Origin of the sequence: Pseudomonas izuensis (assembly GCF_009861505.1) — a bacterium.
Lineage (GTDB): Bacteria > Pseudomonadota > Gammaproteobacteria > Pseudomonadales > Pseudomonadaceae > Aquipseudomonas > Aquipseudomonas izuensis.
The window spans coordinates 60,834-86,123 of the sequence record NZ_WTFT01000004.1 but is presented as its reverse complement, the minus strand read 5'-3'; the positions used below and the strand labels follow the sequence as shown (position 1 = coordinate 86,123).

23 protein-coding genes are annotated in these 25,290 nt (G+C 61.0%); 17 read left to right on the top strand and 6 right to left on the bottom strand.

The genetic code is table 11. The annotated features are described in order from the left end of the window. Positions 1-108 precede the first annotated feature (108 nt). The 9 genes from GPL81_RS03470 (at position 109) to GPL81_RS03430 (ending at position 9,527) form a co-directional block, all read left to right on the top strand. The gene (locus GPL81_RS03470; protein WP_096513719.1) at positions 109-726 is read left to right on the top strand and encodes an NUDIX domain-containing protein; all 618 of its coding nucleotides are present in this window, start codon (positions 109-111) and stop codon (positions 724-726) included. Beyond that, positions 717-1,169, top strand: a complete 453-nt coding sequence (locus GPL81_RS03465; RefSeq protein ID WP_034148716.1) for a DUF1249 domain-containing protein — start codon at positions 717-719, stop codon at positions 1,167-1,169. The genes GPL81_RS03470 and GPL81_RS03465 overlap by 10 nt, the downstream gene beginning before the upstream one ends. A 99-nt stretch (positions 1,170-1,268) precedes the next feature. Then, a complete protein-coding gene (gene cpdA / locus GPL81_RS03460) occupies positions 1,269-2,084 on the top strand; it encodes a 3',5'-cyclic-AMP phosphodiesterase (protein WP_160105213.1) in 816 nt (271 codons plus the stop codon). A 179-nt stretch (positions 2,085-2,263) separates the two neighbouring features. After that, positions 2,264-2,872, top strand: coding sequence for a YqiA/YcfP family alpha/beta fold hydrolase (locus GPL81_RS03455; RefSeq protein WP_160105212.1), 609 nt, complete (start codon positions 2,264-2,266; stop codon positions 2,870-2,872). A 75-nt stretch (positions 2,873-2,947) separates the two neighbouring features. Beyond that, positions 2,948-4,852, top strand: a complete 1,905-nt coding sequence (gene parE, locus GPL81_RS03450) for a DNA topoisomerase IV subunit B (RefSeq protein WP_160105211.1) — start codon at positions 2,948-2,950, stop codon at positions 4,850-4,852. Continuing rightward, positions 4,852-5,841 carry an esterase-like activity of phytase family protein gene (locus GPL81_RS03445; protein WP_160105210.1) on the top strand — a complete coding sequence of 330 codons (990 nt, stop codon included), beginning with the start codon at positions 4,852-4,854 and terminating at the stop codon, positions 5,839-5,841. The genes parE and GPL81_RS03445 overlap by 1 nt, the downstream gene beginning before the upstream one ends. After that, positions 5,838-6,362 carry a retropepsin-like aspartic protease family protein gene (locus tag GPL81_RS03440; protein WP_160105209.1) on the top strand — a complete coding sequence of 175 codons (525 nt, stop codon included), beginning with the start codon at positions 5,838-5,840 and terminating at the stop codon, positions 6,360-6,362. The genes GPL81_RS03445 and GPL81_RS03440 overlap by 4 nt, the downstream gene beginning before the upstream one ends. 7 nt (positions 6,363-6,369) lie before the next feature. Continuing rightward, positions 6,370-8,637: a DNA topoisomerase IV subunit A gene (gene parC / locus GPL81_RS03435; RefSeq protein WP_160105208.1), complete on the top strand. Its 2,268-nt coding sequence runs from the start codon at positions 6,370-6,372 to the stop codon at positions 8,635-8,637. 176 nt (positions 8,638-8,813) lie between these two features. Next, positions 8,814-9,527: a PqiC family protein gene (locus tag GPL81_RS03430; RefSeq protein ID WP_160105207.1), complete on the top strand. Its 714-nt coding sequence runs from the start codon at positions 8,814-8,816 to the stop codon at positions 9,525-9,527. Positions 9,528-9,755: 228 nt separating this feature from the next. Here the strand turns inward: GPL81_RS03430 and GPL81_RS03425 are convergent, their stop codons facing one another. Further along, entirely contained in the window at positions 9,756-11,273 is a 1,518-nt protein-coding gene (locus tag GPL81_RS03425; RefSeq protein WP_160105206.1) for an AhpA/YtjB family protein, read from the bottom strand. A gap of 135 nt (positions 11,274-11,408) precedes the next feature. Here GPL81_RS03425 and serB point away from each other — a divergent pair, with 135 nt between their 5' ends. Further along, positions 11,409-12,623 (top strand): phosphoserine phosphatase SerB, encoded by a 1,215-nt coding sequence (gene serB, locus GPL81_RS03420; protein WP_095192149.1) that lies wholly within the window; start codon positions 11,409-11,411, stop codon positions 12,621-12,623. A 126-nt stretch (positions 12,624-12,749) separates the two neighbouring features. Here the strand turns inward: serB and asd are convergent, their stop codons facing one another. From asd to GPL81_RS03405, 3 genes are read right to left on the bottom strand one after another with little or no spacing between them, the layout of a single operon-like run. Next, positions 12,750-13,610 (bottom strand): archaetidylserine decarboxylase, encoded by an 861-nt coding sequence (gene asd / locus GPL81_RS03415; RefSeq protein ID WP_160105205.1) that lies wholly within the window; start codon positions 13,608-13,610, stop codon positions 12,750-12,752. A gap of 9 nt (positions 13,611-13,619) precedes the next feature. Next, complete coding sequence (locus GPL81_RS03410; protein ID WP_160105204.1) at positions 13,620-14,444, bottom strand: rhodanese-like domain-containing protein; 825 nt, start codon at positions 14,442-14,444, stop codon at positions 13,620-13,622. 41 nt (positions 14,445-14,485) lie between these two features. Next, the gene (locus GPL81_RS03405; protein WP_160105203.1) at positions 14,486-16,027 is read right to left on the bottom strand and encodes an HDOD domain-containing protein; all 1,542 of its coding nucleotides are present in this window, start codon (positions 16,025-16,027) and stop codon (positions 14,486-14,488) included. 166 nt (positions 16,028-16,193) lie between these two features. On the opposite strand from GPL81_RS03405, the gene motA reads away from it, so the two are divergent. After that, positions 16,194-17,045: a flagellar motor stator protein MotA gene (motA, locus tag GPL81_RS03400; protein ID WP_160105202.1), complete on the top strand. Its 852-nt coding sequence runs from the start codon at positions 16,194-16,196 to the stop codon at positions 17,043-17,045. A 3-nt stretch (positions 17,046-17,048) separates the two neighbouring features. Beyond that, positions 17,049-18,068 (top strand): flagellar motor protein MotB, encoded by a 1,020-nt coding sequence (motB, locus tag GPL81_RS03395; RefSeq protein ID WP_160105201.1) that lies wholly within the window; start codon positions 17,049-17,051, stop codon positions 18,066-18,068. A gap of 181 nt (positions 18,069-18,249) precedes the next feature. Here motB and rsgA read toward each other — a convergent pair whose 3' ends face one another. Next, on the bottom strand, positions 18,250-19,281 hold the full coding sequence (rsgA, locus tag GPL81_RS03390; RefSeq protein ID WP_121103864.1) for a small ribosomal subunit biogenesis GTPase RsgA: 1,032 nt from the start codon (positions 19,279-19,281) through the stop codon (positions 18,250-18,252). Between the two features lie 107 nt (positions 19,282-19,388). Between rsgA and orn the strand changes: the two genes are divergently transcribed. After that, complete coding sequence (gene orn / locus GPL81_RS03385; RefSeq protein WP_160105200.1) at positions 19,389-19,931, top strand: oligoribonuclease; 543 nt, start codon at positions 19,389-19,391, stop codon at positions 19,929-19,931. A gap of 233 nt (positions 19,932-20,164) precedes the next feature. Continuing rightward, positions 20,165-20,776 (top strand): trimeric intracellular cation channel family protein, encoded by a 612-nt coding sequence (locus tag GPL81_RS03380; RefSeq protein ID WP_150771768.1) that lies wholly within the window; start codon positions 20,165-20,167, stop codon positions 20,774-20,776. Here GPL81_RS03380 and queG read toward each other — a convergent pair. After that, entirely contained in the window at positions 20,758-21,837 is a 1,080-nt protein-coding gene (queG, locus tag GPL81_RS03375; RefSeq protein ID WP_160105199.1) for a tRNA epoxyqueuosine(34) reductase QueG, read from the bottom strand. The genes GPL81_RS03380 and queG overlap by 19 nt on opposite strands. A gap of 63 nt (positions 21,838-21,900) precedes the next feature. On the opposite strand from queG, the gene GPL81_RS03370 reads away from it, so the two are divergent. The 3 genes from GPL81_RS03370 to GPL81_RS03360 are packed head-to-tail and all read left to right on the top strand — an operon-like array spanning position 21,901 to position 25,289. Beyond that, the gene (locus tag GPL81_RS03370) at positions 21,901-23,400 is read left to right on the top strand and encodes an NAD(P)H-hydrate dehydratase (protein ID WP_160105198.1); all 1,500 of its coding nucleotides are present in this window, start codon (positions 21,901-21,903) and stop codon (positions 23,398-23,400) included. Next, positions 23,388-23,858 carry a tRNA (adenosine(37)-N6)-threonylcarbamoyltransferase complex ATPase subunit type 1 TsaE gene (gene tsaE / locus GPL81_RS03365; RefSeq protein ID WP_160105197.1) on the top strand — a complete coding sequence of 157 codons (471 nt, stop codon included), beginning with the start codon at positions 23,388-23,390 and terminating at the stop codon, positions 23,856-23,858. Before GPL81_RS03370 ends, tsaE begins: the two co-directional genes overlap by 13 nt. Beyond that, positions 23,859-25,289: an N-acetylmuramoyl-L-alanine amidase gene (locus GPL81_RS03360; RefSeq protein ID WP_096513700.1), complete on the top strand. Its 1,431-nt coding sequence runs from the start codon at positions 23,859-23,861 to the stop codon at positions 25,287-25,289. Position 25,290: the final 1 nt, after the last annotated feature.

Genomic DNA, 25,290 nt, shown 5'->3' with positions numbered 1-25,290 from the left:
TCTATCCCGCTGACGGGAAAGGGGCTGCATCAAACGTCACGGGCGCGTTAGGATGGCGCGAAGTCGAGGCTGGAGCCTCGTAACGGATGTGAAGTAACGAGGATTGTCATGACCGATTTTGCCAACGCCATTCCGACCGCTATCGATATCGTTCGGCGCGAAAAGTGTTTCGAGGGCTTCTACAAGCTCGATCGTTTGCACTTGCGTCACGAATTGTTCGCCGGGGGCATGAGTCGTGAAATCCATCGTGAATTGTTTGTCCGTCACGATGCAGTGTGTGTGCTGCCCTACGATCCGCAGCGCGACGAAGTGGTGTTGATCGAGCAGTTTCGCGTTGGCGCCATGGGCAAGACCGACAATCCGTGGCTGATCGAACTGGTCGCTGGTCTGATCGATAGGGAAGAAGTGCCGGAAGAAGTTGCTCACCGCGAAGGGCAGGAGGAAGCTGGGCTTGTATTCGGGGCGCTATGGCCGATGACCAAGTATTTTCCATCGCCGGGCGGCAGTAATGAGTTCGTGCATTTGTACCTGGGGCGTTGCGAGACAACCGGGGTCGGCGGCCTGCATGGGCTGGAGGAAGAGGCAGAAGATATCCGCGTCACGGTGTGGGCTTTTGAAGATGCCTTGCAAGCCGTACGCGACGGACGTATTTCCAACGCGGCCAGCATCATTGCCTTGCAGTGGCTGGCTTTGAATCGCGTTGAAGTGAGGGGGTTATGGTCGTAAACAAGCTGCGCGATCGCTATCGGGTGGATCTGGTGGGGCTGCAAGCGTCCTGCGAGGCGAACTACGCGCGCCTGATGCGACTGCTGCCGGACATGCGCAGCGAGCCGGCGGCGCGGCGCATCGCCGTGACCCACGGCGAGCAGATGCTCGGCGTGCTGGCGCTGGAGGTGCTGCAAGTCTGTCCGTACACCACGACCCTGCAAGTGCGCCAGGAACACAGCCTGCCCTGGCTGCCGGTGCCGCAACTGGAAGTTCAGGTCTATCACGATGCCTGCATGGCCGAAGTGGTCAGTGCCGAGCATGCACGACGCTTTCGCGGGATCTATCCTTACCCGAACGCCTCGATGCACCAGCCCGACGAAAAAGCCCAGCTGAACATGTTTCTGGGCGAATGGCTGAGCCATTGCCTGGCGCTGGGGCATGAGTACGAAGTCGTACGTTAGTTGTGAACTGCGTCAGGTTCGCAGGTTTCCCCTTTCGAGCATCCCCCAGCATAATTGCGCCATTCCTTCATTCTCGTGATCGCGCCCTGGGAGAACGATTTGTCGAGCGTATCCGCATTGACCACCGCCGATCCGGCGTTGCTGGTGCAACTGTCCGACAGCCACCTGTTTGCAGAGGCAGACGGCACGCTGCTGGGCATGAATACCCGCGACAGTCTGCAAAAAGTCATCGAGCTGGTGCGCGCGCAGCAACCCTGCATTGATCTGATCCTGGCAACCGGGGATCTGTCCCAGGACGGCACGCTGGAGTCCTATCAACAGTTTCGAGAGCTGACCCGACAGCTTGATGCGCCGACACGCTGGATTCCCGGCAATCACGACGAACCGCGGATCATGGCCGAAGCCGCGGTGCAAAGTGCGTTGCTGGAACCGGTAGTGGATATCGGCAACTGGCGGGTCACGTTGCTCGATTCGGCGGTGCCGGGCTCGGTACCGGGGTATTTGCAGGACGAGCAGTTGCAGTTGCTGGCCCGCTCGTTGAGCGAGGCGCCTGAGCGGCATCACCTGGTGTGTTTTCACCATCACCCGGTGTCGATCGGCTGTGCGTGGATGGAGCCTATCGGATTACGCAACCCGGAGGCTTTTTTCGACGTACTGGATCGTTTTCCGCAAGTCCGTGCCGTGCTGTGGGGGCATGTGCATCAGGAAATCGATCAAATGCGTAACGATGTGCGTCTGATGGCTTCGCCTTCGACCTGCATTCAATTCGAGCCGGGCAGCGACGATTTCAAGGTCGGCGAGCAGGCGCCGGGGTATCGCTGGCTGCGGCTGTTGCCCGATGGCCAGTTCGAAACTGGCGTGGAGCGCGTCACCGGGTTCGACTTCCAGGTCGATTACGGCTCCAACGGCTACTGACACATCTATCTGTAGGAGCTGGCTCGCCAGCGAAGAGGCCGTCACGTTCACCATCAGTCTTGTTTGAAAATCCGCCTTCGCTGGCAAGCCAGCTCCTACAGGGATCGCATTTCATCGGCACCCAATGCGACAAAGTCCCTGTAAACTCCGTCTCTTTACCCGACGCTCAGGGAGTCCCCATGTCCGGCTCGATCCTTTACATCCACGGTTTCAACAGCGCGCCTGCATCGCAAAAGGCCACTCAGTTGAGCCAGGTGATGGAACGGCTGGGCTTGAGCGATCGTTTGCGCGTGCCGGCTTTGCATCACCATCCCCGTGAGGCCATCGGTCAGCTGGAACAGGCGATCGCCGGGCTCGGTCGGCCATTACTGGTCGGCAGCTCGCTCGGCGGCTACTATGCGACTCACCTGGCCGAGCGCCATGGCCTGAAAGCCCTGTTGATCAACCCTGCCGTCAGCCCGCACCGGATGTTCGACGGATTTCTGGGAACACAGAAAAACCTGTATACAGATGAGACCTGGGAGCTGACTCACGACCACGTGACGGCCCTTGCCGAGCTGGAAGTGCCGGCGCCACAGGACCCACATCGCTATCAGGTGTGGTTGCAGACCGGGGACGAAACGCTGGACTATCGCCTCGCCCAGCAGTATTACCGGGCTTGCGCCTTGCGTATCCAGGCCGGTGGCGACCATGGTTTTCAAGGGTTCGCCACACAGCTTCCCGCCATGCTGAGCTTTGCCGGCATCGGCGCAGATGTGTATCAGGCGATTGATTTCGCGGCGCTCTGATTTCAGGGCGACGTTGCCCCTTTGTACTGAACCTTTTTTACTGAACAGCTTTTCACTGAAGGACGACGAGACCCCATGGCCACTCCCAGCGCTAGCTCTTATAACGCCGACGCCATCGAAGTCCTCTCGGGCCTCGACCCGGTGCGCAAGCGCCCCGGCATGTACACCGACACCAGCCGGCCGAACCACCTGGCCCAGGAAGTCATCGACAACAGCGTCGACGAAGCCTTGGCGGGGCATGCCAAATCGGTGCAGGTCATCCTGCACGCCGATCACTCGCTGGAAGTCAGCGATGATGGCCGCGGCATGCCAGTGGACATTCACCCCGAAGAAGGCGTGTCGGGCGTCGAACTGATCCTTACCAAGCTTCATGCCGGTGGCAAGTTTTCCAACAAGAACTACCAGTTCTCCGGCGGTCTGCACGGGGTGGGTATTTCGGTGGTTAACGCCCTGTCGACTGAAGTCCGGGTGCGCGTAAAGCGTGACGGCAACGAATACCAGATGACCTTCAAGGATGGCTACAAGGCCACCGAGCTGGAAGTTGTCGGTACGGTTGGCAAGCGCAACACCGGCACCAGCGTGTTCTTTGCCCCGGACCCGAAATACTTTGATTCGCCGAAATTCTCCATCAGCCGCCTCAAGCACGTGCTCAAGGCCAAGGCCGTATTGTGCCCGGGGCTGCTGGTCAGTTTTGAAGACAAGGCCACCGGCGAGAAAGTCGAGTGGCATTACGAAGACGGCTTGCGCTCCTATCTGGTCGACGCCGTCAGCGAGTTCGAGCGTCTGCCGGACGAACCGTTCTGCGGCAGCCTGGCCGGTAACAAGGAGGCGGTGGACTGGGCGCTGCTGTGGCTGCCGGAAGGTGGCGACGCGGTGCAGGAAAGCTACGTCAACCTGATCCCGACCGCCCAGGGCGGTACGCACGTCAACGGTCTGCGTCAGGGATTGCTCGACGCCATGCGCGAGTTCTGCGAATTCCGCAGCCTGTTGCCGCGCGGTGTGAAGCTGGCGCCGGAAGACGTCTGGGAGCGTGTCGCCTTCGTGCTGTCGATGAAGATGCAGGAACCGCAATTTTCCGGCCAGACCAAGGAGCGCCTGTCATCCCGCGAGGCGGCGGCGTTCGTCTCCGGCGTGGTCAAGGATGCCTTCAGCCTGTGGCTCAACGCCAATCCTGAAACCGGCCTGCTGCTGGCCGAACTGGCGATCAACAACGCCGGCCGGCGTTTGAAGGCCAGCAAGAAGGTCGAGCGCAAGCGCATTACCCAGGGGCCGGCGTTGCCGGGCAAGCTTGCCGATTGCGCCGGGCAGGACCCTATGCGCTCCGAGTTGTTCCTGGTCGAAGGTGACTCTGCCGGCGGCTCGGCCAAGCAGGCGCGGGATAAAGAGTTCCAGGCGATCCTGCCGTTGCGCGGCAAGATCCTCAATACCTGGGAAGTCGACGGCAGCGAAGTGCTGGCCAGTCAGGAAGTGCACAACATTGCCGTGGCGATCGGTGTCGATCCGGGTGCTGCGGATATGAGTCAGTTGCGCTACGGCAAGATCTGCATCCTCGCCGACGCCGACTCCGACGGTCTGCACATTGCGACCTTGCTCTGTGCCCTGTTCGTCCAGCATTTCCGTGCGCTGGTCGATGCCGGTCACGTCTATGTCGCCATGCCGCCGCTGTACCGCATCGACCTCGGCAAAGAGATTTACTACGCCCTGGATGAAGCCGAGCGCGACGGGATCCTCGATCGCCTGGTGGCCGAGAAGAAACGCGGCAAACCGCAGGTCACTCGATTCAAAGGCCTGGGCGAAATGAACCCGCCGCAGCTGCGTGAAACCACCATGGACCCAAATACTCGACGGTTGGTGCAACTGACGCTGGATGATTTCGAAGCAACGTCGGAAATCATGGACATGCTGCTGGCGAAAAAACGCGCCGGCGACCGCAAGACCTGGCTGGAATCCAAGGGCAACCTGGCCGAGGTACTGGGCTGATGCGTCTGGGCTTTGCCCTGGCGTGTGCGTTGCTGCTGACCTCGATCACGGTGTCCGCCGAGCCGATCCCGCAGTTGCGGATGTTGTCCGAGCATGCCGTCGATGGTATGCGCGGTGGCAACCTGTCCGGGTTGGCCCAGTGCGGCAAGGAGTTGTGGACGGTTTCCGACCGCGACGACGATCAGATCTACCGCCTCGAAACCGGCGACGGCACTTGGCGCGCGCAAGCGGTGGGGATCGATGTTCCTCCAGTGCCAGACAGTGGATTGCCATGGGGCATACGCGTTCGGGTCTTGGCGGCATCGTTCATCCGTGGCGGTGACCTGGATTTCGAAGGCATCACCTGCGACAACGCTGGCAACCGCTACGTTGTCAGCGAGGCCCACGCGGCAGTGCTGCAAATCCCGCCTGCCGGCCCTGCATCGTGGTTGAAAATTTCTCCACTGCTGGTACGCGAAGCAAGGGCCAGCGGCCTGCTTTTGCATTTCAATGCAGTGTTTGAAGGCCTGGCGATCAATCCGGCCGGTGATCAGCTATGGCTGGCAGCTGAGCGCGAGGGTCGCGGTCTGCTGATGATCAAGCGCAAGCAAACGGTCTGGGACTGTGACGGCGGTTGTGTGTTGCTGAGCGAAGCGGGCATGGAAATGCAACCGGCACAATTTCCTGGCGCCAGGGCGAGACCACGGGATTTCGCCGATCTGGCGCTGTTCAATGGCAAGTTGTTCACACTGGAGCGCAATGTCTACCAAATTTGCCGGCGCGATACGGTGACGGCCAAGGTCGAGCGCTGCTGGTCGTTCGCGGATGAGGCTTTGCAGGAAAATCGTCGTTATCCACAACCCTTTGGGCTGGCAGAAGCGCTGGTCGTGGACGCCGAGGGCGCCTGGATCGGCGTCGACAACAACAACGGCGCCCGCGCCGATGGCGAGGTCCGTCCGATCGTCTGGCGCTTTGCCGCACCTGACGGTGGCTGGGGCGCCAAGCCGTGAGTCAGCAAGCGCCAGGCAAGCGTGCGGGTCGGGTGTTGATGGTGCTGGCCTGGTGTGCTGCGCTGTTTCTGGCGACGCGTTTTTTTGGTCAATGGGAACAACGCCAGCAAAATCCCAACGCCGTGGTCAGTTCACAGCAGGGCGAAGGCTTCGTCGAAGTGAAACTGCTGGGCAATGCCCAAGGGCATTTTGTCGCCAGCGGCCTGATCAACGGTCAGCCGGTGGACTTCATGCTCGACACCGGGGCGACCGATGTGGCGATCCCGGCGCAACTGGCTGAACGCTTGAAGCTCGAAGAAGGTTTCGGTGTGACCCTGAGCACGGCCAATGGCCTGAGCCAGGGCTATCGCACCCGTATCGAACGCCTGCAACTGGGCGACATCGTGCTGCGGGATGTCCGCGCACTGGTGGCGCCCGGCCTGCATGGCGATCAAGTGCTGCTCGGTATGAGCGCGCTGAACAAACTTGAATTTACCCAGCGCGGTGGCACCATGCTGCTGCGCCAGACAACGAACCGATGAGGCCCGCATGAGCGACATCCTTGCAGACAGCTTAGATGGCGTAGAACGCCGATCGCTGGCTGACTTCACCGAAAATGCCTACCTCAACTACTCCATGTACGTGATCATGGACCGTGCCCTGCCGCACATCGGCGACGGCTTGAAGCCCGTACAGCGGCGCATCATTTACGCGATGAGCGAGTTGGGGCTGGACGCCGACTCCAAGCACAAGAAATCGGCGCGTACCGTCGGTGACGTGCTGGGTAAATTTCACCCTCACGGCGACTCGGCCTGCTACGAAGCCATGGTGTTGATGGCCCAGCCATTCAGCTACCGCTACACGCTGGTGGACGGCCAGGGCAACTGGGGTGCGCCGGACGACCCCAAATCCTTCGCCGCCATGCGATACACCGAGGCGCGCCTGTCGCGTTATTCGGAAGTACTGCTCAGCGAACTGGGCCAGGGTACTGCGGACTGGGGACCGAACTTCGACGGCACTCTCGACGAACCGCTGGTGTTGCCGGCACGTTTGCCGAATATCCTTCTCAACGGCACCACGGGTATCGCCGTGGGCATGGCCACCGACGTACCGCCGCACAACTTGCGCGAGGTCGCGAGTGCGTGCGTGCGTTTGCTCGATGAGCCCAAGGCCACGGTCGAACAGCTCTGTGAACATATCCAGGGCCCGGACTACCCGACCGAGGCGGAAATCATCACGCCGCGCGCCGACCTGCTGAAAATCTACGAAACCGGTCGCGGTTCGGTGCGCATGCGTGCCGTGTATCACATCGAAGACGGCGACATCATTGTTACCGCGCTGCCGCATCAGGTGTCCGGGGCCAAGGTGCTGGAACAGATCGCCGCGATGATGCAGGCCAAGCCATCCAAGGCACCGCAAATCGCCGATCTGCGCGATGAATCGGACCACGAAAACCCGTGCCGGATCGTGATCATTCCGGGGGCACGCAAAAACTTTGACCACGATGCGCTGATGCAGCACCTGTTCGCCAGCACGGAGCTGGAGTCGAGCTACCGGGTCAACGTCAACATCATCGGCCTGGACGGCAAGCCGCAGCTGAAGAACCTGCGGGCCTTACTGGTCGAGTGGCTGGAATTCCGCGTGCAGACCGTACGTCGCCGCCTGCAATTCCGCCTCGACAAGGTCGAGCGTCGCCTGCATCTGTTGGACGGCTTGCTGATTGCCTACCTCAACCTGGATGAAGTGATTCATATCATCCGTACCGAGGAACATCCCAAAGCCGCGCTGATCGAGCGTTTCGCCCTCAGTGAAATCCAGGCCGACTACATCCTCGACACTCGCTTGCGTCAGTTGGCGCGCCTGGAAGAGATGAAGCTGCGTGCCGAACAAGACGAGCTGCTCAAGGAACAAGCCAAGCTGCAAGCCTTGCTCGCCAGCGAAGCCAAGCTGAAAAAGCTGGTGCGCTCCGAATTGATCAAGGACGCCGAAACCTACGGCGACGACCGTCGTTCGCCAATCGTCGAGCGCGCTGAAGCCAAGGCGCTGACTGAACACGATCTGCTGCCGAACGAGAAAGTGACTGTTGTCTTGTCGGAAAAAGGCTGGGTTCGTTCCGCCAAGGGGCACGAGATCGACGCTACCGGGCTTTCCTACAAGGCCGGGGACGGTTTCAAGGCCCTGGCGGCCGGACGTTCCAACCAGTTTGCGGTATTCATCGACTCCACCGGTCGCAGCTATTCGGTGGCGGCGCATACCTTGCCATCGGCCCGTGGACAGGGCGAGCCGTTGACCGGTCGTCTGACACCGCCGCCGGGCGCGAGCTTCGAATGCGTGCTGATGCCGGAAGACGATGCGCTGTACGTCATCGCGTCCGACGCCGGTTACGGTTTCGTGGTCAAGGGTGAAGACCTGCAGGCCAAGAACAAGGCGGGCAAGGCGCTGTTGAGCCTGCCGAACAATGCCAAGGTGATCCTGCCGCGTCCGGTGGTCGATCGAGAGCAGAACTGGCTGGCTTCGGTGACCACCGAAGGTCGCCTGCTGATCTTCAAGATCAGCGATCTGCCACAATTAGGTAAAGGCAAAGGCAACAAGATCATCGGGATCTCCGGAGAGCGTGTGGCCAGTCGCGAAGAATATGTCACGGACATTGCCGTCATCCCGGATGGCGCCACATTGGTGCTTCAGGCTGGAAAACGTACCTTGTCACTGAAAGCAGACGACCTCGAACACTACAAGGGTGAGCGTGGGCGTCGTGGTAACAAGTTGCCACGTGGCTTCCAGAGGGTAGATGCACTGCTCGTCGAAAACCTCAATTAGGCGTCCTAGAGCGCCCGATCTACGATTTAACGCGTAGATCGGCGCATTCGCACTGGAGTCGGAACGCATATTCACGGATGATATGGCCTTTCAAGCGCCGGCGTGGCCGAGCGTTCTTCATATTTATTGAGTATTTTCACTGTGATCAGCCTTGTGGCGATCACCTGGATGGGACGATGACTGCTCTGCGCCTTCCTTTTATTTTGATGCTTGCTGGCGTTCTTGGCCTGGCAGGTTGCAGCGTTCACCAGCCGGTGTCGCTGTATCAACTGGACAGTGGAAGTCCCGTTCCGCCTGCGCAAAGCGCGGGCATGGCAGTTTTGCTGGGCCCGGTAACCGTTGCTGACTATCTGCAGCGCGAAACCCTGTTGCAGCGTCAGCCTGATGGCAGCCTGCAAGCCTCGTCCGACGGTCGTTGGGCCGGTAGCCTGTCCTCGGACATCGATCAGCTGTTGCTGCGTCAGGTTGCCGGCCGCCTGGATAGCCAGCGCGTGGTGCTGGCGCCGGCCATCGTTGGCTTCACACCGGATGTTCAGGTGTTGCTGACCATCACCCGTCTTGACTCGGGTGAGAAGCAACCGGCGATCCTCGATGCGCAATGGCGCCTGATCGACCGCCGTGGCCAGGTGCGTGACAACCGCATCATTCATCTGCAAGAACAGCACACAGGCTCCACGGCTGCCCAGGTTCAGGCTCAGGGAGCGTTGTTGCAGAAACTTGCCGAACAGCTGTCGACCGCGCTCAAGCCGCTGGCCAACCAGCCACCGATTGCCGAGGCCCCAAAAAAGCCGGCAGCGAAACCTGTGGCGCCTGCGGCAGAGGCTGAAAAGCAGCCGAAGATTCCGATGGCTGCGCCGATTCGCACGGATATGGAAGTGTTTCGCTTCTAAGCCCGGACTGGTACAGAACAAGGCCCGCATTGATGCGGGCCTTGTTGTTTCTGCAGGATGGGACCTTCAGTGCTGCTGGTGGCCTCATCGCGGGCAAGCCTTGCTCCCACAGGTTTTGTGTCCGACACAGAACCTGTGGGAGCAAGGCTTGCCCGCGATGAGGTCAGAACAGGCAACAAAAAGCCCGCAGACGATCACTCGTGTGCGGGCTTTTTCATAACGAGGCGGCTACGACCGACGCTCATGCATCCGCGCAAGCTGCCGCTCAAGCATCGACGGATAAGGCTCCATCAATCGCTCTACGCAGCACGCGCCTTCAGGGCTGGCAATCGGCCGGATACGTGCACGCTGGCGGATCAGTGCATCGTCACTGATCTTGCGCTCCACCAGCAGCAGGTTGCGGCTGTGTTGCGACAGCGCCAGGGCGTCCTGGGCGGGGTCGGTCAGCAGCAGGTCGATCTGGCTCAGGCCGAACAACTCGTCGCCCAGCGTCAGGCCCAGTTGCAATTGCAGGGTGATGCCGCTGTCGGCGACTTCGATCTGCAACTGATGGCCCAATGCCCGCAACAGTTCGCCGCAGCAGATGGCGTTGGTCAGGTAGTCATCGCCGCTGTCTTCGGTGTGGAACAGCATCAGCGTGCTGCCATCATTGAGTGTGTGCAGTTCGCTCTGATAGAGCGAGGCGGCCTGGTCGAGGCAGTCGCGGTAGCGTTTGAGCAGTTCTTCCAGGCGTGCACGGGGCAGGCGACGCAGTTGCTCCTGGGAGCCCAGCTGTACGGCGAGTACGGCGCTGTGCACAGGAGCGCTGGGTGCCACGGGTTTGGCCAGCGGTTTCGATGCGCTGTCTGGCGCATCGTCGAGCAGGTCGGCGAAAGCATCTTCGTCATCGTCTTCGACGGTGCTGACAGCGCGTCGTGGCGCAGCCTTCATCGCGGGCATCGGGCGGCTTTCATCAAAGCTCGGATCGCGCAGGTTACGCACTTCGAAGCCCGGCTCGGCATCTTCGTCATCGTCGTCGAACTCGGGTTCCGGCACGGGCTCGGGTTCGGCCGGTTCCGGCGCGAAGTCGGCGTGCAACTGGCGCGCCAGGTCGCCGATCTCGTCCTGGCGCTCGATGCCCGGGGTGTGCTCGTCGATGCGGCGTAGCCACACTCGCAATTGCAGGAGTGGCGTGGTGATGTGCCGGCCCAGGCGCAAGCTCAAGGCCAGGGATAATGCCAGCAGAATCGCACTCAGGATGCCCATGCTCTGCAGGCTGATGGTCATTGGCTGCTGGAACTGGTCCATGTCCAGGCTGATGCGCAACTGGCCGGCGGTCACGTCCTGGAAGGTGATCTTGCTCTGATAGATGCCTTCGGCCTCGCCCAGCAGGCCGTGCTTGGGGCGCTGGCCAGCTTCGGCAAGGATGCGGTTATCCATGCTGTAGATGGCGGCGTGGGCCACCAGCTTGTTCTTGGTCAGGTTGTTGAGCAGCACGTTGAGACTGAGGATGTCGTTGGACACCAGCAGCTCGGTGGCGGAGGTCGCGGTCTGCGTGGTCAGGCTTTCACCCAGCGCATCTGCCTGCTCGTGCATGGCCTGCTTGAACTGCAAACCCATCACACCGGCATAGATCACCAGGGCCAGGGCGACCAGGATCACGTTATGGCTGGCGATGCGCAATGCAATCGGTACACGGCGGTGACGCAGTGCACGGAAGATCAGCAGAAAGAAGTTATCGGTTTTTACTGGCGTGGGCCGGTTCACTTGAGCTCGGCTCTTTTGTCCGTGAAGTTGACGCGCAGTATAGCGACAGGCCCTAGGCCGGCAAAGCGCTCACGGTGCCCGATGGTCACTGAATGTGGGTAGAATGCGGTTTTTTTCCACCTGCGGGGGTGCGCCTTGCGCGAAATCGTCCTGATAAACATCACGGGAGTCGACCGTCCGGGTCTGACTGCGGCCATTACCGGCGTTCTGGCCCAGGGTGGTGTAAACATTCTCGACATTGGTCAGGCGGTGATCCACGACACCCTGTCGTTCGGCATCCTGGTTGAAATTCCTGATACCGAACAAGGCAAGTCGGTACTCAAGGACATCCTGTTCAAGGGCTATGAACTTGATCAACAGGTGCGCTTCACGCCGGTGTCCGAAGAGGACTACCAGCAATGGGTCGGTAACCAGGGTAAAAAACGCCACATCGTGACTCTGTTGACCCGCAAAGTGACTGCCGGGCAATTGCAGGCGGTGAGTTCGATCACCGCCAAGTATGGCCTGAACATCGACCATATCGATCGCCTGTCCGGGCGCATGCCGCTGGATACCCCGGCTGACAAGGGCAAGGGCTGCATCGAGTTTTCCGTGCGCGGCGAAGCGGCCGATCCGCAAGCGTTGCGGGCCGAATTCCTCAGCGTGGCCCAGGAGCTGAACGTCGATATCGCCTTCCAGGAAGATTCGCTGTTCCGTCGCAACCGTCGCCTGGCGGTTTTCGATATGGACTCGACCCTGATCGAAGCCGAAGTCATCGACGAATTGGCCAAGGCGGCCGGCGTGGGCGACAAGGTGTCGGAAATTACCGAGCGAGCGATGGCCGGTGAGCTGGATTTCCGCGCCAGCTTCAAAGAACGCCTGGCGTTGCTCAAGGGGCTGGATGTTGGCGTGCTGGATTCGATCGGCGCCTCGCTGCGCCTGACCGAAGGCGCCGAAACCCTGTTCGCCGAACTCAAGCGCCTGGGCTACAAGACGGCCATTCTGTCGGGTGGTTTCACCTACTTCGCCAAGCAATTGCAGGCGAAGCTGGGCATCGACTACGTGTTCGCCAATGAGCTGGAAGTGGTGGATGGCAAGGTGACCGGCGTGGCGGTCGAGCCGATTGTCGATGCGCAGCGCAAGGCCGATCTGCTGAAAGAGCTGGCACACAAGGAAGGTTTGCGTCTGGAGCAGACCATTGCGGTTGGCGACGGTGCCAACGACTTGCCGATGTTGGCGATTGCCGGGCTGGGCGTGGCGTTTCGCGCGAAGCCGCTGGTCAAGCAGTCGGCGAAGCAGGCGATTTCAACGCTGGGGCTGGATGGCGTGCTGTACCTGCTGGGCTTCCGCGATCGGGATGGCCAGCTGTAAATCGTACACCTACTGTAGGAGCGAGCCTGCTCGCGATGGTCGTCAACGATGACGCGGGGATACTGAATGCCCGCGTCGTTCTCCGGTTCATCGCGAGCAGGCTCGCTCCTACAGTAACGGGGTCTGTCAGGCCTTTGGCAGGCCCATACCCTGGCCCATCTGCACCGGCGAACCCGCCGCCAGCTCTTCAGCCCATTTCACCTGATCCGGCCCGAACAGCACGACAGCGGTCGAACCCAGCTTGAAGCGGCCCAGTTCCGCACCTTTTTCCAGGTGGATCGGCGCGCGGGCGGCTTCGTCGTAACGGAAGGTTTTCAGTTCGCGTTTCGGCGGTGTGACCAGCCCGGCCCACACGGTTTCGATCGAGGCCACGATCATTGCGCCCACCAGCACCACGGCCATCGGCCCGCGCTCGGTGTCGAAAATGCACGCCACACGCTCGTTGCGTGCGAACAGTTCCGGCACGTTTTCAGCGGTGGTCTGGTTGACCGAGAACAGACGGCCCGGAATGTAGATCATCTCGCGCAAGGTGCCGGCCAGCGGCATGTGCACGCGGTGGTAGTCCTTTGGCGACAGGTAAATGGTCGCGAAATCACCGCCCATGAACGGCGCGGCATTCGCCGCATCGCCACCGAGCAGTTCCAGCACGCTGAAGCTGTGGCCCTTGGCCTGGAACACACGGCCGTGCTCGATCGGGCCGAGCTGGCTGATCGCGCCGTCGGCCGGGCTGAGGATCGCGCCCGGTGTTTCATCCAGTGGGCGGGCGCCTTCTTTCAAGGCCCGGGTAAAGAAGGCGTTGAAGTGCTCGTAGGCGGTGAGGTCTTCGACCAGGGCCTCGGACATGTTCACCTGGTAACGCTGGGCGAACCAGGCGGTGAAGGCATTCTTGAACCAGCGCACGCGGCATTCGGCGATGCAGCCGGCCATTCGCGAGAGCAGGTTGTGGGGCAACAGGTACTGGCTGACGATAAACAGACGCTTGTTCATTAACTGTCCTTAAAAACCTTGATTCTCTACGGGGGTATCGGGATGGTTGCCCCATTCGCCCCAGGAGCCGGCGTAGCCTTTGACCCGCGGATAACCGAGGGACTTGGCCACCAGATAGGTGAAGCCAGAGCGATGGTGAGTCTGGCAGTGGGTAATCACTTCTTTGTCTTTGCTGATCCCGAGTTGTTCGAGGATCTGCGGCATGTCGGTGCGAATGCGCAAGTTGCGCGCCTTGTCCATGCCCGCGGTCCATTCGAAATTGACCGCGCCGGGAATGTGTCCACCCTTGGCCGCGAGCACTTTTTCACCGGAAAACTCCAGCGGCCCGCGCGCGTCCCAGATCGCCAGGTCGGCTGCACCGAGGCGACTTTGCAGATACTCGCGGGTGGCGGTGGGTTCGTCGTGCAAGGTCAGTGCAACCGGACCGCCAACGGCAGGCGGGATCTGGATCGACATGGGAAAACCTTCTGCCAGCCAGGCGGTCAGCCCACCGTCGACATAGTGGTACTTGCTGTGGCCGATGACATCCAGCAGCCAGATAAAGCGTCCGGCCCAACCGCCGCCTTCGTCGTCATAAACCACGTAGACCGCGTCAGGGTTATGTCCCAACTCACCGAACAGTGCTTCGAGTGCCGCTTGCGGCGGCATCAGCCCAGGCGCTGGCGCCTGGCCGAGTTGCGTACGTTTCGGATCGACAAAGCGTGCACCGGGGATATGCCCTGCGGCATAGCGCGCGCTGCTGGTCAGGTCCACCAGGATCAGTTCGCGGGCGTCGAGACGAGAGAGCAAGTCGCTCGGTTCGATCACCAGCGGCAAGCCAGAGAAGTCAGGCATGTGAGGTCTCCAGGGCACAAAAGGGAGGATTGTAGCGCAGCTTATTGTTGGCCGCGTCGGCTAAAACTGTGCAGGGCTTTCTCAATGCACTGCGCGGTTTTGCCGAAGGCTTGCAGGGTGATCTCTGAAAACGGTCCGCCGCCCTGATCCGCCACGACGATCATGATCACCCGGCCATTGTTGACCAGTGATCGCAGCAACAAGTGTTCACCGCTGAACTGCGAACGCAGGCTGTTGGGCAGCAGGGCGGAGAATTGCGCGTTGTTATCCGGGGTCAGGCGCACCTGGGCCTGTTGCGCGAGCAAGCGTTGCAGCACGGTGCTCTGGCTGACCGTGAAATTCAGCCCGGCCACCTCTTTCGGCAGTCCGGCAGTCTGATGCACCCGCAGATTGGCGTGGGTGCGGTCGGCCATCAGGATCATCACCCGGCGCATGCCGCACGCGACCAGTGCGTCACGGGCGGAGGTGGTCAGGTGCATGGCGTTGGTGAAACGACTCGGTTCGATCAGCAGCTCGGCGCATTGTCTGCGCCACTTGGCCAGGTCTTCGGCGGTCGGCGCCGGGGCTGGCAGCAGGCCGGCGTGGACACGGTTCGTGCCCCACGGCCAGATCAGCGCAACGGCAGGGTGCCAGAGGTCTGGCATCGCATGATGGCGTCCGCTGTTAGCCGCCTGTTGGTGTAGCTGTTGTTGCACCTCGTCCACTGGCATTTGCAGGTAAAGACTGGTCAGGTACTGCCAGCGTTCACTGTGCGGGCTGTCCCAGGCCTGTTGCGCCGAAAGTGCCAGGCCGTTGGCCAGCAGCACCGTGTTGGCCGGCTGATTAAGCCAGCGGCGCAGGGTCGGGTCGTCATCGAGGCGATTCTGCTGGCGTAATGGATGTTCGCTGTCGCGGGCAATGCGCAGGACTTTCACCAGTTCCCGTTGCTCGGTGAGCAGCAGTTTATAACCCTGTTGCACCCAGATCGGCAGGCGCCAGGTGTCCACCAATGCAAGGCCGATTTCCAGCAGGCGAGCGCCGAACAATTGCTTTTCGACTTTGCGCGCCGACTCGCCTTTATGGATGACTCGCAGTTCCCAGTCTTCGAGCAATTGCGGGTGGGTCAGTGCCAGGGGCCACAGTGGAGAGAGGAACAGCAGGCTGCCCCAATGAATGTCCTGCCACAGGCGCGCGAGGCGGCTGGCAAAAAAACCGTTGGCCTGTTGAGTGGCGTGCTGGCTGATCATCTGCAATTGACGCAGCGCCTTTGGAATGTCGGCCATGGGTTCGGCAGGCAGGCGCTCAAGCAATTCTTCGGTGCGCTTCAGGCCGAGGCGATTGAGCGCGACCTCAAGGTTTTCCGCGGGCTCGCTCATGCTGCCATGCGTGTATCGATTGGCTTCGCGAATCACGCTCAGGGCCAGGGCCGGGCTGTCCTGCATCAATTCGGCGATGTCGCGCAGCGAGCTGCGACTGTCGCGGATTGCCCGGCAGACAAGGTCATGACTGGCTTGCGGAATGGGTAGGCGCACGCCATCGAGAAGCTTGACCCAGCCTTCGAGCGTGTTTGGTTTTGGAGCCGGGACGTTCGTTTCGTTAGCCATGTCTGGAGGCGATCATCGTCTGGATTACCTATGCCCGGAGTGGGTCAAATTAGCTTTTCGCCTGAACTGGCTATAGTCTGGCGCAGTTTTGCCGATAAGTAGAAGAAGAGATTTTTTAACTTCCGAATATGACCTTGAACCCGACTCAGTAAGTGCTCTCCTACCTATGGCTAAAATAATCGGCATCATCGTCGTATTCGCGAGCGTGCTCGGCGGATACGTGCTCTCCCACGGCAAAATTGCCGCCCTGATCCAGCCCTTCGAGGTCATGATTATCGGTGGTGCGGCCCTCGGCGCATTCCTGCAGGCCAACCCCGGCCACATGACGATGCACGTGCTCAAGAAGTCCCTGGGCATGTTCGGTTCGCGCTTCAACAATGGCTACTACCTTGAAGTCCTGGGCCTGATTTACGAGATTCTCAACAAGAGTCGCCGCGAAGGCATGATGGCCATCGAAGGCGATATCGAGGATGCTGCCGCGAGCCCGATCTTCGCCAAGTACCCGTCGGTCCTCAAGGACGAGCGCATGACCGCGTTCATCTGCGATTACCTGCGCATCATGTCTTCCGGCAACATGGCCCCCCATGAGCTTGAAGGTCTGTTCGACATGGAACTCTATAGCCTCAAGGAGGAACTGGAACACCCTTCCCATGCCGTCAACGGTATTGCCGATGGTATGCCCGGTTTCGGTATCGTCGCCGCGGTACTGGGGATCGTGGTGACCATGGCCTCGCTGGGTGACGGCGACCAGAAATCCATCGGCCTGCACGTGGGTGCGGCACTGGTCGGTACCTTCTTCGGTATTCTTGCCGCCTACGGCTTCTTCGGTCCGCTGGCCCATTCCCTGGCTCACGACGCCAAGGAAGAACTGAATATCTATGAAGCCATCAAGGCCTCGCTGGTTGCCTCGGCTTCCGGCATGCCGCCATCGCTGGCCGTGGAGTTCGGGCGCAAGGTTCTGTACCCGGCGCACCGTCCTAGCTTTGCAGAGCTGGAACAAGCGGTTCGCGGCCGTTAAGTCATGGAAAATAATCAGCCGATAATCATCAAGCGCGTCAAGCGCTACGCCGGCGGGCATCACGGGGGCGCCTGGAAAATCGCCTTCGCCGACTTCGCCACGGCGATGATGGCGTTCTTCCTGGTGTTGTGGCTGTTATCTACCGCGACACCGGAACAGAAGCTTGCCATCGCCGGTTACTTCAAGGACCCGATCGGCTTCACCGAAAGTGGCACGCCGTACATCATTGATCTGGGCGGTACGCCAGAGTTGGCGCCGGAAAAAACCCTCAACCCCGAGGTGAAATCCCAGCCGCAGCCGGACAAGGTGACCGTCGACGCCGAACAGGTCGAAGGCATGGCCGAGATGGTGGAGAAGGAGCGCCTCGAACTGTTGTTGCAAGAGTTGCAGAACAAGGTCGAAGAAAATCCGCAGCTGCAGAAATTCAAAGACCAGATCATGTTCGAGATCACGCCGGACGGTTTGCGCATCCAGATTGTGGATGCCGAGAACCGGCCGATGTTTGACTCCGGCAGTGCCCGTCTGAAACCGTATTTCGAAGACATCCTGCTGGCCATGGCCGACACCATCAAGGCCGTGCCGAACAAGATCAGCATCAGCGGCCATACCGATGCCAAGCCATACAGCGGCCAGGGTGATTTCGGCAACTGGGAGCTTTCGGCCAACCGTGCCAACGCCGCTCGCCGGGCGTTGGTCGCCGGCAGCTATCCGGATGCACAGGTGGCGCGGGTGGTCGGTTATGCCTCGTCGGCCTTGTTTGACCGCGAGCATCCATTCAATCCGGTCAATCGTCGTATCGATATCATCGTGCTGACCAAGAAAGCCCAGCGTGCCATCGAAGGTTCACAAGGCGCGGAACCGGCGCCGGAACCAACGCAAGGGCAGGGCGGTCCGGGTGAAGTGCCTGCCGACCCGAATGCGTTGCCGGCAGACAAGGAGCCGTTGCCGGCCCACGAACTGCGCGAACGGCTGAACCTGTTCGATGACCCGGCGCCCAAACCGACAGAAGCACCCAAGCAGTGATTCAGTAAAATGGGGGGTGGCTGACTCACCCTCTTCGCGAGCAGGCTCGCTCCCACAAGGGCAACGCGCACTACTGTGGGAGCGAGCCTGCTCGCGAAGGCAATGTTCGGGTCACAACAAAAGCCCAGGTGAAAAAAAGCCGCGAAATGATCGCGGCTTTTTCATGTCTGCTGGAAACGGCTCAGTAACCGTTTTCCGGCAGGCTGGCGATGATCGAGCGGTAGCTGTTCATCCGTTGTTGCTGCACGCGGCCATCTTCCAGGGCCTTGAGCAGAGCGCAACCCGGTTCGCGGTCGTGCTTGCAGTCGCGGAAACGGCAGGTGCCGAGCAGGTCGTTGAACTCGATGAAGCCGGCTTCGACGTCAGCGCGGCTGACGTGGCCCAGGCCAAATTCGCGGATGCCCGGGGAGTCGATCAGCTCACCGCCACCGGGGAAGTGGAACAACCGTGCAGTGGTGGTGGTGTGAGTGCCCTGGCCGGACAGCTCGGACAGCGGGCCGACGCGGGTCTCGACATCCGGCAGCAGGCTGTTGACCAGCGATGACTTGCCGACGCCGGACTGGCCGACGAACACGCTGATGCGCCCGTCGAGTTGCTTCTGCAGTTGCTCCATGCCGTTGCCGTGATGCGCCGATACTTCCAGGACCGGATATCCAAGCGTGCGATAAACACCCAGCAGCGCATTCAGCGCCGGGGCGTTTTGCTCGTCGATCAGGTCGAACTTGTTCAGCAACAGCAGCGGCTTGATGCCCGCGTGTTCGGCGGCTACGAGGTAGCGGTCGATCAGGTTGGCATGAGGTTCTGGCAATGGTGCGAAAACGATGACAATCATGTCGACGTTCGCCGCCACCGGCTTGAGCTGGCCACGACTGTCCGGACGGCACAGTTCAGTGTTGCGCGGCAGTTGCGCCACGATCACGCCGATGCCCTGGTTGCCGGCACGCCAGACCACCTGGTCACCGGTGACCAGCGCCGGCAGGTTGGCGCGCAGGTGGCAACGGAACACCTGGCCGGCCAGTTCGCCGTCGCGGGCCTCGACTTCGACCTGCACACCGAAGTGCGCGATCACCAGACCGTGCTGTTCCGGGCCCAGGTCGCCACCTTCGAGTGCCTCGACAGCCGAGGACTCGCGTTTGGCGGCGCGGGCAGCGCGTTCGCCCTGAATCTTTTCGATGCGCCAGTTTTGACGACGATTGAGTTGGCGTTTGGCCATGGGTGTTCCGTAGTAATAATGCAGCGATTAGGTAAAACGGCCGCGAGTTTAGCACGCCCGGCCACCGGCCTAGGCTAAACTGCGCAGCATTGCCTAGGAGCCGACACATGCAAAATTCGCAGAACCTGATCTGGATCGACCTGGAAATGACCGGTCTGGACCCGGATAACGACGTCATTATCGAAATGGCCACCATCGTGACCGACAGTGACCTGAACACCCTGGCCGAAGGCCCGGTGATCGCTATCCACCACAGCGACGAAGTCCTCGCTCGCATGGACGAGTGGAATACCCGCACCCACGGCAACTCGGGCTTGACCCAGCGCGTGCGCGAAAGCCGTATCAGCATGGCTGAAGCGGAAGCCCAGACCATCGCCTTCCTGGAAAAATGGGTACCGAAAGGCAAGTCGCCGATCTGTGGCAACAGCATCTGCCAGGACCGTCGCTTCCTTTATACCCACATGAAATCCCTGGAAAGCTATTTCCACTACCGCAACCTCGACGTCTCGACCCTCAAGGAACTGGCCGCGCGCTGGGCGCCGGACGTGCGCGACAGCTTCAAGAAGGGCAGCACCCACCTGGCCCTGGACGACATCCGCGAATCCATCGCCGAGTTGCAGCACTACCGCCAGCATTTCATCAAGTCCTGAGGGCGAGGCGAGGGCTTTTGTGGCGAGGGGATTTATCCCCGTTCGGCTGCGCAGCAGTCGTAAAACCATTGCCTGCGGTTTGCCTGATACACAGCGGTCGCCAGATTTGGGACCGCTTCGCGACCCAACGGGGATAAATCCCCTCGCCACAGGTTTTCGGTGGTCGTCATTGCCCTCTTTTGGTGCCGATGCTAAATGGCTAGACTGCGCGCCTTTCTGCAAGGACCGCCACCATGTTGTTGATGCTTTACCTGATCGCCATCACCGCCGAAGCCATGACCGGTGCCCTGTCTGCGGGCCGTCGAGGAATGGATTGGTTTGGCGTGGTGCTGATTGCGTGTGTTACGGCATTGGGCGGCGGTTCGGTGCGTGATGTGCTGCTGGGCCACTACCCGCTGACCTGGGTAAAACACCCGGAATACCTGGTCCTGACAACCATCGCAGCCATGTTCACGGTGTTCACCGCCCGCTGGATGCGCCATCTGCGCTCGCTGTTTCTGGTGCTCGATGCCGTCGGTCTGGTGGCCTTCACCCTGATCGGCTGCATGACCGCCCTGGAAATGGGCCATGGCATGTTGGTTGCGTCGGTCAGCGGCGTGATCACCGGGGTTTTCGGCGGCATCCTGCGGGACATTTTCTGCAACGACATCCCTTTGATTTTCCGCCGCGAGCTTTACGCCAGCGTCTCGTTTGCGGCAGCGTGGTGTTACATGCTTTGCCTGTATCTGAACGTGCCGGGTGAGCAGGCGATTCTGATCACGCTGTTCGGCGGCTTCCTGCTGCGCTTGCTGGCGATCCGTTTCCATTGGGAAATGCCCAAGTTCGTCTATAACGACGAAGCCTGACGTTCGGCATGTTGCTGCAATGCCCACTCGACATGTTCACGCACCATCTCGGATGGATATTCTCGCCGCGCCTTCAACGCTTCCAATACCGGAATCGTTGAAGGCGCGTTGCCCAGCCCGACGGCCAGATTGCGCAACCAGCTTTCATAACCTGCCCGTCTTAGCGGCGAGCCTTCGGTGCTGCTTAGAAATTTGGCCTCGTCCCACATGAACAGCTCGGCCAAATCAGCGTTGTCCAGGTTGTGCCGTGGCTTGAAGTCGCCTTCGCCGGATGGACGGGCGAAGCGGTTCCAGGGGCAGACGATCTGGCAGTCATCGCAGCCGAACACCCGGTTGCCGATCAGCGGTCGCAGATCTACAGGTATGGCGCCTTTGAGTTCGATTGTCAGATAGGAAATGCAGCGCCGGGCATCCAGTACATAGGGGCCGACGAAGGCATTGGTCGGACAGATGTCCAGGCAGGCGCTGCAGCGGCCGCAATGCTCGGTGGCGTGAGGCGGGTCCACCGGCAGCGGCAAATCGACGAACAATTCGGCGAGGAAGAAATAACTGCCGGCCTTGCGATTCAAGACCAGCGTGTTTTTGCCGATCCATCCAAGGCCGGCTTTTTCCGCGATGGCTTTTTCCAGCACCGGGGCACTGTCCACGAAGGCGCGGTAACCGAACGGACCAATGACCGCCTGAATTTTTTCCGCCAGTTGTTGCACGCGTTTACGGATCAACTTGTGGTAATCGCGGCCCAAGGCATAACGCGAGACGTAGGCTTTTTCCGGTTGAGCCAGCAATTGCGCCATTTTGGTGTCGCCCGACAGGTAGTCCATGCGCAGCGAAACCACGCGCAAAGTGCCCGGCACCAGCTCATCCGGGTGCGAGCGTTTGCTGCCATGGGCGCCCATGTAGTCCATTTCGCCGTGGTAACCGGCATCGAGCCAGCGCTGCAGGTGCTGCTCATGCTCCCCGAGGTCGAGGCCGCTGATGCCGACTTGCTGGAAGCCCAGCTCGCGGCCCCAGTCCTTGATGGATTGGGCGAGGGCGGACAGGTCTGTGGTAATAGCGGGCATGAGGCGAGAGAAACCGGAGCTGAGGTGCGTATAATTCTGCCAGACATCGGAGCCTGAAGACGCATGCCGCACACTAAAGATGATTTACCCGACGCGCTGTACAGCGCCGCGCAGGTCCGAGGGCTCGATGCGAGCCTGATCGCGGCCGGCACCCCGGGCTTCGAACTGATGCAGCGGGCGGCGCGGGCAACCTGGCGCGCGCTGGTCCGCCAATGGCCGACGGCAAGTGAATTGACGGTGGTCGCCGGCCACGGCAATAACGCCGGTGATGGTTACCTGGTGGCCGTATTGGCCAGGCGCGCCGGTTGGTGGGTCCGGGTGCTGGCGGTAGGCGATCCGCTGCAACTGCGCGGTGATGCGGCGTCGGCCCATGCCGAGGCGGTATCCGAAAACGTCCGCATCGAAGCGTGGAGCGGGCAATCGGAATGTCGTGGGATCGTGCTGGACGCCTTGCTCGGCACCGGCTTGACCGGTGACGTGCGCGAACCGTACGCCGGCGTCATTGGTGCAATCAATGCCAGTGGACTGCCAGTGGTGGCTGTGGATATCCCATCCGGGCTCTGCGCCGATACCGGTCATATCCTCGGTCGCGCCGTTCGAGCCGATCTGACGGTCACCTTCATCGGCTTGAAACTGGGATTGTTCACCGGTGATGCGGCGGACGTGGTGGGCGAACTGGTTTTCAACGACCTGCATGCCGATCCGCAGCTGCTCGAAGGCGCGCCGACCAGTGCCCTTCGTCTGATGGCTGGCAACCTGCCGTGTCTTCCTTCTCGGGCGCCCACTTCCCATAAGGGCAAATTCGGTCATGTGCTGCTGGTTGGCGGCGATCGGGGCCTGGGTGGCGCGATCCTGCTGAGCGCGCAAAGTGCGCTGCGCAGCGGCGCCGGCATGGTGTCGGTGGCGACGCGCAGCGAACATGTGCCCGCCGCGCTGGCCAGAATCCCCGAGGCGATGGTGCTGGGCACGTCATCTGCCAATCAGTTGATGGAATTGCTGCAAAAGGTGTCCGTAGTGGTGATCGGCCCAGGGCTGGGGCAGGCCGCTTGGGGGCACAGTTTGTTGTCCGCTGCCGCCAACGCGCCACTGCCGCAAGTCTGGGATGCCGACGCGCTGAACATGCTGGCCGAGGAACGTGTGAACTTACCCAAGGATTGTGTGATCACGCCGCATCCGGGCGAAGCGGCGCGGTTGCTGGGCATGAGCACTGCCGAGATTCAGGCTGATCGCCCGGCGGCGGCTCATGCGCTGAGTAAAAAGTATACAGCGGTCGTGGTGCTCAAGGGCGCCGGCAGCCTGGTCGCCAGTCCCGACGGGCGGCTGGCCGTATGTCATCAGGGTCATCCGGCCATGGCCACCGCCGGTTTGGGCGATGTGCTGGCCGGTCTGGTCGGCGCTCTGCTGGCCCAAGGCATGGACACCTTCGATGCGGCCTGTCTGGCGGTCTGGCTGCATGCCAAAGCGGGTGAGCAACAAGGCAAATTCGGCCGCGGGCTGGCGGCCAGTGATCTGATTCCAGCCATTCGTCAGTTGTTGGAGGAGCAAGCACCGTGTCTGAAGTAACCCTGTACCTGGCTGATGAAGAGGCGATGACCGCGTTTGGCGCGCGCATCGCCAAAACCACAAAAGGGCACGGCCTGATCTTTCTCGAAGGCAACCTGGGAATGGGCAAAACCACATTGTCCCGGGGCATCATTAGGGGGCTGGGGCACATCGGAGCAGTGAAAAGTCCGACATTCACCCTGGTCGAACCCTACGAGATTGGCGACATTCGCGCTTTCCATTTCGACCTGTATCGCCTGGTCGATCCGGAAGAGCTGGAATTCCTCGGTATCCGCGACTATTTCGAAGACGACGCCCTGTGTCTGATCGAGTGGCCGGATAAAGGTGCAGGCTTTTTGCCAAAGCCCGACCTGACCATTACCATTAGCCCGCAAGACAGCGGGCGTTCGCTGAAAATTTTGTCCCAGGGCTCGCGTGGCGAGTCGTGGTGTGCCGCTTTGGCATTGGAATCCAAATAAATGATGGGGTTAGGTATGCGCTTTCGCGCGTTGGTTGCTGCCGTAGGGGTGTTGTTTCTGGCGGTGACCGTCGACGCTGTGGCCGAGACGAAGGTCAACAGTGTTCGCCTGTGGCGGGCGCCGGACAACACGCGGCTGGTGTTTGACCTGACCGGCCCCGTGCAGCACAGCGTCTTTACCCTGACGGCGCCGGATCGCCTGGTCATCGACATCAATGGCGCTACCCTGGGAGCGCCATTGAATGTAAACAGCGCCAATACCCCGATCACGGCCATGCGCTCGGCCCAACGCACGCCGACCGACCTGAGGGTGGTTATCGACCTGAAAAAGGCCGTTACTCCGAAAAGCTTCTCGCTGGCCCCCAATGCCCAGTACGGCAACCGACTGGTGGTCGATCTGTTCGATAACCCGTCCGACGCCGCACCTCCGCCCGCGCCGACGCCGTCGGTGGCCACGGTGCCTGCCGTGCCGGTCACGCCGACGGAACCTGCAATCAAATTACCGCCGGCACCGGCGGGCAAGCGCGACATCATTGTGGTGATCGATGCCGGTCACGGCGGTGAAGATCCGGGCGCCTCCGGCTCTCGCGGTCAGCGCGAAAAAGACGTGGTGCTGGCCATCGCCCGGGAATTGCAGCGTCAGGTCAACGGCATGAAAGGTTTCCGCGCCGAACTGACCCGCACCGGCGACTACTTCATTCCGTTGCGTGGGCGTACCGAAATCGCCCGCAAGAAAGGCGCCGACCTGTTCGTCTCCATTCACGCCGACGCCGCGCCTTCAGCCGCTGCTTTCGGTGCTTCGGTGTTCGCTCTGTCCGATCGCGGTGCCACATCGGAGACCGCACGCTGGCTGGCCGACAGTGAAAACCGCTCCGACCTGATCGGTGGTGCCGGCAACGTCAGCCTCGACGACAAGGACCGCATGCTCGCGGGTGTGCTGCTTGACCTGTCGATGACCGCTTCCCTGACTTCCAGCCTGAACGTCGGCCAGAAAGTGTTGAGCAACATCGGCCGGGTCACGCCGCTGCACAAACAACGGGTTGAACAGGCCGGGTTCATGGTGCTGAAGTCGCCGGACATCCCGTCGATCCTGGTGGAAACCGGGTTCATCTCCAATGCCAATGAAGCGTCCAAACTTGCCGCGTCGAGCCACCAGCAGGCGCTGGCACGCTCCATCAGCAGTGGCGTGCGCCAGTTCTTCCAGCAAAACCCGCCACCGGGCACTTATATTGCGTGGCTGCGGGACTCCGGGAAGATCGCCCAGGGGCCGCGTGATCACCGGGTAAGCCCGGGCGAGACGCTGGCGATGATCGCCGTGCGTTATCAGGTATCGCCGGCCACGTTGCGCAGTGCCAACAACCTGGCGAGCGACGAGCTCAAGGTCGGTCAGCACTTGACCATCCCTGGCACTGAACTGGCGGCCAAGGAATGAA

Coding starts and splice junctions, on each gene's coding strand:
- GPL81_RS03445 (WP_160105210.1), top strand. CDS start 4,852: ATGCGTCTGGGCTTTGCCCTGGCGTGTGCGTTGCTGCTGACCTCGATC.
- GPL81_RS03465 (WP_034148716.1), top strand. CDS start 717: ATGGTCGTAAACAAGCTGCGCGATCGCTATCGGGTGGATCTGGTGGGG.
- motB (WP_160105201.1), top strand. CDS start 17,049: ATGGAAAATAATCAGCCGATAATCATCAAGCGCGTCAAGCGCTACGCC.
- GPL81_RS03470 (WP_096513719.1), top strand. CDS start 109: ATGACCGATTTTGCCAACGCCATTCCGACCGCTATCGATATCGTTCGG.
- GPL81_RS03370 (WP_160105198.1), top strand. CDS start 21,901: ATGCCGCACACTAAAGATGATTTACCCGACGCGCTGTACAGCGCCGCG.
- parC (WP_160105208.1), top strand. CDS start 6,370: ATGAGCGACATCCTTGCAGACAGCTTAGATGGCGTAGAACGCCGATCG.
- asd (WP_160105205.1), bottom strand. CDS start 13,610: ATGAACAAGCGTCTGTTTATCGTCAGCCAGTACCTGTTGCCCCACAAC.
- GPL81_RS03405 (WP_160105203.1), bottom strand. CDS start 16,027: ATGGCTAACGAAACGAACGTCCCGGCTCCAAAACCAAACACGCTCGAA.
- queG (WP_160105199.1), bottom strand. CDS start 21,837: ATGCCCGCTATTACCACAGACCTGTCCGCCCTCGCCCAATCCATCAAG.
- motA (WP_160105202.1), top strand. CDS start 16,194: ATGGCTAAAATAATCGGCATCATCGTCGTATTCGCGAGCGTGCTCGGC.
- GPL81_RS03430 (WP_160105207.1), top strand. CDS start 8,814: ATGACTGCTCTGCGCCTTCCTTTTATTTTGATGCTTGCTGGCGTTCTT.
- GPL81_RS03380 (WP_150771768.1), top strand. CDS start 20,165: ATGTTGTTGATGCTTTACCTGATCGCCATCACCGCCGAAGCCATGACC.
- orn (WP_160105200.1), top strand. CDS start 19,389: ATGCAAAATTCGCAGAACCTGATCTGGATCGACCTGGAAATGACCGGT.
- rsgA (WP_121103864.1), bottom strand. CDS start 19,281: ATGGCCAAACGCCAACTCAATCGTCGTCAAAACTGGCGCATCGAAAAG.
- GPL81_RS03410 (WP_160105204.1), bottom strand. CDS start 14,444: ATGCCTGACTTCTCTGGCTTGCCGCTGGTGATCGAACCGAGCGACTTG.
- GPL81_RS03455 (WP_160105212.1), top strand. CDS start 2,264: ATGTCCGGCTCGATCCTTTACATCCACGGTTTCAACAGCGCGCCTGCA.
- parE (WP_160105211.1), top strand. CDS start 2,948: ATGGCCACTCCCAGCGCTAGCTCTTATAACGCCGACGCCATCGAAGTC.
- GPL81_RS03360 (WP_096513700.1), top strand. CDS start 23,859: ATGATGGGGTTAGGTATGCGCTTTCGCGCGTTGGTTGCTGCCGTAGGG.